Source organism: Roseobacter sp. (genome assembly GCF_024639605.1).
In the GTDB taxonomy this organism is placed as follows: Bacteria; Pseudomonadota; Alphaproteobacteria; order Rhodobacterales; family Rhodobacteraceae; genus Roseobacter.
Genome location: NZ_JAHEHZ010000091.1, coordinates 6,373 through 13,665, shown reverse-complemented (window position 1 = coordinate 13,665; position 7,293 = coordinate 6,373). Strand labels below are relative to the sequence as shown.

At 60.1% G+C, this 7,293-nt stretch carries 6 protein-coding genes and 1 pseudogene; 1 reads left to right on the top strand and 6 read right to left on the bottom strand.

Translation table 11 applies throughout. The annotated features are described in order from the left end of the window. Positions 1–484 (bottom strand): annotated as a pseudogene (locus Q0M35_RS12440) (RNA-binding protein); the annotation flags it as partial. A gap of 173 nt (positions 485–657) precedes the next feature. Here Q0M35_RS12440 and rtcR point away from each other — a divergent pair. Next, entirely contained in the window at positions 658–2,232 is a 1,575-nt protein-coding gene (gene rtcR / locus Q0M35_RS12435; RefSeq protein ID WP_295315740.1) for an RNA repair transcriptional activator RtcR, read from the top strand. An 8-nt stretch (positions 2,233–2,240) separates the two neighbouring features. Here rtcR and urtE read toward each other — a convergent pair whose 3' ends face one another. The 5 genes from urtE to Q0M35_RS12410 form a co-directional block, all read right to left on the bottom strand. Then, on the bottom strand, positions 2,241–2,936 hold the full coding sequence (gene urtE, locus Q0M35_RS12430; RefSeq protein WP_295315738.1) for an urea ABC transporter ATP-binding subunit UrtE: 696 nt from the start codon (positions 2,934–2,936) through the stop codon (positions 2,241–2,243). After that, the gene (gene urtD, locus Q0M35_RS12425; RefSeq protein WP_295315736.1) at positions 2,929–3,678 is read right to left on the bottom strand and encodes an urea ABC transporter ATP-binding protein UrtD; all 750 of its coding nucleotides are present in this window, start codon (positions 3,676–3,678) and stop codon (positions 2,929–2,931) included. The genes urtE and urtD overlap by 8 nt, the downstream gene beginning before the upstream one ends. Continuing rightward, positions 3,675–4,841: an urea ABC transporter permease subunit UrtC gene (gene urtC, locus Q0M35_RS12420; RefSeq protein ID WP_295315734.1), complete on the bottom strand. Its 1,167-nt coding sequence runs from the start codon at positions 4,839–4,841 to the stop codon at positions 3,675–3,677. Before urtC ends, urtD begins: the two co-directional genes overlap by 4 nt. A 4-nt stretch (positions 4,842–4,845) precedes the next feature. Further along, positions 4,846–6,777 (bottom strand): urea ABC transporter permease subunit UrtB, encoded by a 1,932-nt coding sequence (gene urtB, locus Q0M35_RS12415; RefSeq protein ID WP_295315732.1) that lies wholly within the window; start codon positions 6,775–6,777, stop codon positions 4,846–4,848. Positions 6,778–6,848: 71 nt separating this feature from the next. Beyond that, positions 6,849–7,293 (bottom strand): transporter substrate-binding protein (locus Q0M35_RS12410; RefSeq protein WP_295315730.1); only part of this gene is annotated, 445 nt, incomplete at its 5' end.

Genomic DNA, 7,293 nt, shown 5'->3' with positions numbered 1-7,293 from the left:
CAACGCCGGCCTGCAAAAGCGCCCGGTCGGATGCCTCATTGAGCCACGTGGCCACCATCCGCTTCGGCGCAGACCCGAGTGATTTACGCCCGGTCTGACCGGACCGCATGATCTGCACAAAGGTCCGCAGCATTTTGCCGTTGTCCACCACAGAGCCAAAGGCCGCGCGGAAAAGCACCGGATCCCTCCCCGCCAGAACAGCCAGCAGAAACGCCGGCATATCCTTCATATGCCCGTTCTTGCGGACATAAACGGCGGTTTTCGCGAGGAAAGACGGATCTACACGGTTTGCAAGCGCAAGCGTGCGGGTCATCTCCTGCATCGGATCCTGATAGAATGTTTCGCCGAAGGTACCGGTCATGGCGACCTGCGCCAGGGCATGTGCATCGGTCAGCAAATAGGCCGGCGCTCCCGCAGCGTTGAGCGTATCAGTTGCGGGCAGCAACCGGCCTTTGATCGATGCAAACACGGATTTGTTTGCCATTTCTTGCTTCCTTCTCTTCTGGTGCAGCCTTTCTGACAGTCCAAAGCCCTCCGGCACAGAAAAAATAAACTCCCCCCTAAGCATCTGAATTTAATAGGAAATAGACACCGTTTCCGAATGATCAACATTTTTTCTTATTTACATCTATAAGTTTTTATTTGATTTTCTAAGCCATGAAGAAAAACGTGGTGCTGGGCTTTCTCGGGACGAATCTCGACGCGGGGAAAAGACGTCGGTGGCGACCCTCTGTGCAGATCTGCCAGCACCCGGATTTTCCGATAGACCGGCTGGAGCTGATCCACAGCCGCCGGTGGCAGGGGCTGGCCGAAAAAATAAAATCCGACATAAACGCGGCCAGCCCCGGCACCGAGGTCCTGCTGCAGCGCATCGACGTGCGCGACCCCTGGGACTTTGAGGAAGTTTACGGCGCGATGTTCGATTTCGCGCGCGCGTACGGCTTTGATGAGGAGCGCGAAGACTATCACGTGCACCTGACCACCGGCACCCATGTCGCGCAGATTTGCTGGTTCCTGCTCACCGAAGCGCGGCACGTTCCGGCCAGACTGGTGCAGACCAGCCCGCCGCGTGGCGAGGACACAGGCCCCGGATCCTTTCAGATCGTCGATCTGGATCTGTCGCGCTACAACCTGCTCCAGCAGCGCTTTGATATGGTTGCGCGCGAATACAGCACATTGCTGAAAGGCGGGGTCGAGACCCGCAACGAGGCTTTCAACGCCATGATCGACCGCATGGAAGTGGTGACTTCCGGTTCCGACGCGCCGCTGCTGCTGATGGGTCCCACCGGCACCGGTAAATCCGATCTGGCAGCCCGGCTCTACGAACTGAAACTGCAACGTCGTCGCATCAAGGGGCGCCTGGTGCACGTCAACTGCTCGACCCTGCGCGGTGAACGCGCCATGTCCACGCTTTTCGGGCACCGGCGGCAGGCGGGCGCGGGCGGGTCGTCAGACCGGCGGGGCCTCTTGCAGGAAGCGGACGGCGGGGTGCTTTTCCTCGATGAGATCGACGAACTGGGTCTCGATGAGCAGGCGATGATCCTGCACGCGGTCGAGACGGGGAAATACCTGCCGCTGGGCTCTGATTATGAGGTCACCAGCCGGTTTCACCTGATTGCGGGTTCAGGCCAGGATCTTGCAGAATGCGTGGCTGCAGGCCGGTTCCGCGCCGATCTCTTTGCGCGGCTTAATCTGTGGACCTTCCGCCTGCCGGCGCTGCACGACCGGCCCGAAGATATCGAACCCAACATCGTGCATGAGCTTGCCCGTGTCGAAAAACTGCTGGGCACCCGCATATCATTCAATGCCGACGCCCATGCCCGCTATCTGCGCTTTGCGACCGACCCCGGCACGCTCTGGCCGGGGAACTTCCGCGATCTGGGCGCTTCGGTGCAACGGCTTTGTACCCTTGCGCCGCGCGGGCGCATTACCACCCGGATGGTTGATGAGGAGATCACCACGCTGAAAGGCACATGGGCTGTTGCCAGTGCCGATCCGGATTTGCAGCTGCTCCGGGACCATCTGGGCGCGCAGGCGCAGGACATAGACGCCTTTGACCGGGTGCAGCTGGCGACCGTAATCCGCACCTGCCGCCAGAGCGCCAGTCTGAGTGCCGCGGGGCGCACGCTTTTCGCAGCCTCACGTGCCGCAAAAAAGAGCCGCAACGATGCGGACCGCTTGCGTAAATATCTTGAGAAATTTGGCCTCGACTGGGCGCAATGCCGCTCGTGACAACAGGTCTAAAGCGCCAGATCCTCCAGCAACTCGGTATTTGAATAGGCAGCCTTTTCAACCGACCGGGTCACATGGCCCCGTCGGATATGCACGAAACGGTCGGCAAAGCGCCAGGCAAAATCCGCGTTCTGTTCCACCAGCACAATTGCCATTTCGCCCTTGTCGCGCAGGTGCCGGATCGTGTGCCCGATCTGCTGGATGATATTTGGCTGGATGCCCTCGGTGGGCTCATCAAGCAAAAGCACTTTTGGTCGGGTGACCAGCGCGCGCGCTATCGCAAGCTGCTGTTGCTGGCCACCGGAAAGATCGCCCCCGCGTCGGCCTGCCATCTCTCGCAGCACCGGGAAAAGCTCGAAAATTTCGTCAGGGACGCCGTGCGCCTCGCGTGGCAGGCAGGCAAAACCGGTCTCGAGGTTCTCCATGACGCTCATCATCGGGAAGACCTCGCGTCCCTGCGGGACATAGGCCACACGCGCGCGCGCCGCCTCAAAGGCGGTCGGATGGTTCAGAACCTCGCCCCCCACACGGATCTCGCCGGCGAAATACCCGTGCCGCCCGGAAATGGCTTTGAGCAGACTCGTCTTACCCACACCGTTCATGCCCATGACGGCGGTTACCTCGCCCCTGGCGGCCGTCAGCGACACGTCATGCAGGATCTGGCTCTGCCCGTATTTCAGCGAAAGATCTTCTACCTCAAGCATCGGACCGCCCGAGATAGACGTCGATCACCGTCTTGTCGCTGGTCACATGATCGAGGCTGCCTTCGGCCAGGACCGAGCCTTCGTGCAGTACAGTCACCTTGCAGTTCAGCCGTCGCACAAACTCCATATCATGCTCCACCACGACCACCGCCCGCGTCTCTGCGGCGCGCCTGAGAATATCGGTGGTCTTCTCACGCTCCTCGACCGTCATGCCGGCTGCGGGCTCGTCGACAAGCAGCAGGCGCGGATCCTGGGCCAGCAGCATACCGATCTCAAGCCATTGCTTCTGCCCGTGGCTGAGCTCTCCTGCGGTGCGTGTCAGCTGATCGGACAGACCGGTTTCTTCAGCAATGTCCTCAATGCGGGCCGCGTTCTGTGCCGTCTTGCGATGCAGGATCACGGCGAAAGGCCCGCGCGGATTTTTCAGCGCCATGGCAAGGTTCTGACGCACTGTCTGATCTTCAAACACCGTGGGTTTCTGAAACTTGCGCCCTATGCCTTCCTGCGCAATCTGGCTTTCCGACAGACCAAGCAGAGAGATATTACGCTCGCCCCAGATCACTCTGCCCTCATCCGGCCTCGTTTTGCCGGTCACGATATCCATGAATGTCGTCTTTCCCGCCCCGTTCGGCCCGATAATGGCGCGCAATTCCGCCTCGGCGAACTGAACGGACAGGTTGTTGATCGCACGGAACCCGTCGAAGGTGACGGAAACGCCGGAAACCTCGAGCAATGTCGTCATGGCTGCTTCCTCACCAGATAATCAAAAAGACCACCGATGCCTTTGGGGAAAAAGAGCGTGACCGCAACGAACGAAAGCCCCAGCAGCACCAGCCACCAGTCCGTCCACTGGATCGTGTAAAAGCCCAGATTGATGTCGGGCGCGCCGCCCCCGGTGAACCAGCTCGACAGCAGTGAGACCACGGCGGCACCGATCACCGCTCCGTAAAGCCGCCCGCGCCCGCCTATGGCCACCCAGACCGCCAGATAGATCGAGGCGATGGGGGCAATTTCGCCGGGGTTGATGATGCCTGCCTGCGGATAATAGAGCGCCCCGGCGATGCCAGAAATGATGGCTGTGACGGTGAAGATCAGTAGTTTGTAGCTTTCGACGTTGTAGCCAAGGAAGCGCACGCGCGCCTCGTTATCGCGGATGCCTTTGACCACGCTGCCCATTTTTCCCGAGAGAAGCCAGGCAAAGAAGACATACCCGGCACCCAGCGCGAACGCTGAGGCCAGAAAGAAAACGATCGAGATCGTGGCCTGCGGCGTACTCTCAAACCCGGGGATGTTCTGCAGACCGGAGAGGCCGTTGTTCCCGCGCAACCCGCTGTCGTTCTGAAAGAGATAAAGTGCAAGCGCCAGGGTCATCGCCTGGGTGAGGATCGACAGATACACGCCCGTCACCCTGCTCCGGAAAGCAAGCCATCCAAAGACAAGCGCCAGCAGCCCGGGTACCAGAACCACCATCGCAAGCTGCAAAAAGAGGCTGTCGGCAAAAGCCCAGATGGCCGGAAACTCGGAGCTGCCCACGACGCCGAAAATCTGATTGCCGATGGCATCCGAGATTTCCTGCGGTGTCGGCGGGATGACCTGAGACGCGAGGCTTTCCAGCACAATGGTTTCAGTGCGCGCATACATCAGCCACATGCCGATGGCATAGCCGCCGATCCCGAAAAAGGCGAAATGGCCCAGACTGAGGATGCCACAATACCCCCAGACCACATCCATCGCCACCGCGATCAGGCACAGACACAGCGTCTTGCCCAGCGTCTTCACGAAAGAGGTGGAGAGTACGGCAACGCCGCCGGCCTCGGAAAGCACCACCACGCCCAGGGTAAAACCCGAGAGGGCCAAGAGGAACCACAGAACCGAGGGATTTTCAGCGATGAAGGATTTGCGCATGAGGTCAGTCCGCCGCTGCCCGGCCTTTGAGTGCGACAATGCCGCGTGGCCTGAACTGAATGAAGAGGATGATGAAAAGGATCATATAGGTCTGGGCAGCCAGCGTATTGGCCGGGTTGAACCATTCGATCCCTTTTTGCAGGAAGCCGATGAGCGACGCACCCGCAAGCGTGCCCCAGACGTTGCCCACACCGCCCACCACCACGGTCATAAAGCTTTGCACAATGTAGTCCGCACCCATCTCGGAGGTCACCTTGGCGTAAAGCCCGATGGCCACACCGGCGATGCCCGCGATGCCGGACCCAAATCCAAAGGTCAGCATGTTGATCCGTTCGGGGTTAATACCCATCGAGGCGGCCATGCCGGGGTTCTGCGTGACGGCACGTACCTCGAGCCCGAGCCGCGTTTTCTTCAGCACAAAGAGGATCAGCGCCAGAAAGACCAGCGCCAGCACGAAAATCGCGATGCGGATATAGCTGATCTGGATCACATCGGAGATAATCCAGGCACCGTCGAGCCAGCCAGGAGAGGTCAGCGGTCGCGCCTGCGTGCCGAAGATGTTTTTGGCCAGCTGCTGCAGCGCAATGGATATCCCGAAGGTGGCAAGCAGAGTCTCAAGCGGGCGGTGATAGAGATGGCGGATGACCAGCCGCTCCATGGTGACACCCGCCCCGAACGTGAGCGCAAAGGCAAGCGGCAACGCCACGAGGATCGAGATCGTATAATCCGGGATGAAAAGCTGCACGACATAGCCCGTATAGGCCCCCATCATGATAAACTCGCCGTGTGCCATGTTGATCACGCCCATCACGCCGAAGGTGATCGCGAGCCCGATGGCCGCCAGAAAGTAAATCGAGGCCAGCGAAAGCGCATCGAGCGCCAGATCGGCGGTTTGCGCGAAGGCCACGCGCTGTTCCACTGATGTCAGGGCGGCGCGGGCGGCATCGGTGACCTTGCTGTCGGTCTCGTCATACCGGTCGTAAAACCTGTGCGCGGCGAGCGCTGCATCCCGGGCGGCAGTCGTGACGAAAGGCGGTACTCTGCCGGCATCGGCAAGCCCCGTATAGGCACGCTCTCGCGCAGCATCGGTACCCAGTTGCGCCACGGGAACGGTCCCTACCCGGCCGTCACTTACGTTGGCCTCAAGTGCAGCGCGGATATCGTCGGCGGAGACGCGCGCCTGCGCGAGACCTTCACCGACAAGGCGCGCGTAAAAGGCTTCAGGGTCTTCTGAGGCGTCCTCAGTCGCTGCCACGTTTCCTTCCGGCTCGCCCGCGGTGATGAAGGATCGGGTACTCAGAATACGGTTGAGAACCGAGCGCGCCTCAACAGATGTATCCGCAGACAGGCTCTGGATTGCGGCAATGCGCTCGTCCGTACTGTCTGCGAACTGTGCCGAGAGGAAGACGACAAGCTGCTCTTTGCGGGCACGGATCACCGGATCAGGGTCATTGTCAATCGACGCCTGCAACGGTTCCAGCTGTTCTGCGGACGGGCTGCGCCCGATGGCCTCCACAGCCGAACGCCGCCGCTCAGGATCCGGATCACTCAGCTGAAACTGCACCAGCGTGGTGCCGATGACGCGGCGCACACCGCCGTTGGGTTTGAGCTGTGTAAAGCCGTCTTTATCCGCCCCGGAGACAGCGCCCGTGTCTATGTCGGTGAGCTGAAGCGTGTCGCCCTCCGCCTCACCAAAGAAAAAGAGACCATCTGGGCCTTTCCAGACCCCCTTGTCCGACCAGCGTTCCAGAAACACCGGCAGGCCCTGCACTCCGGAGGCTGCAAGCCTTTCGAGCACCTCACCGACTGAACGGCGCGACGGTTTGGTGATTTCGTCTGCATTCTGTTGCAGAAGGGCCTGAAGGTCCTGCGCTGCTGCGTCATGTGGTGCAATGGGCCACAGCAAGACGAAGAGCGCTAAGCAAAGGCGGCGCATAGTGAACTTTCAGTATTCAGGTATTTAAAGTGAGGGCGCAGCGCCTGAGCACCGCGCCCCCGGGGAGAGCATCAGTAGTTGGATGTCAACTGAACGCAGGTCTTGGTCTCGGTGTTGTACATACCGCAGCCGAGTTCTTTCCAGTCAGAGGTCAGCTTGGCGGATTCGGGCAGGAAATCCGTCCAGGCGTCACCATCCACCTCAGAGGTCTTGCTGATGATGTCGAACTGACCATCGGCCGTGATTTCGCCGATCAGCACCGGCTTGGCCAGGTGATGGTTCGGCAGCATAACCGCGGTTCCGCCTGTCAGGTTGGGAAACTCCTGACCGTACATTGCGTCGCGCACCGCATCGACCCCGGTGGACCCTGCGGCCTCAACCGCGTTCACCCACATGTTGAAGCCGATGTAATGAGCTTCCATCGGGTCGTTGGTTACACGGTCAGCACCCGCAAACTCTTTCCACGCATCAATAAATTCAGCATTCGCATCTGTATCAGCGGACTGGAAATAGTTC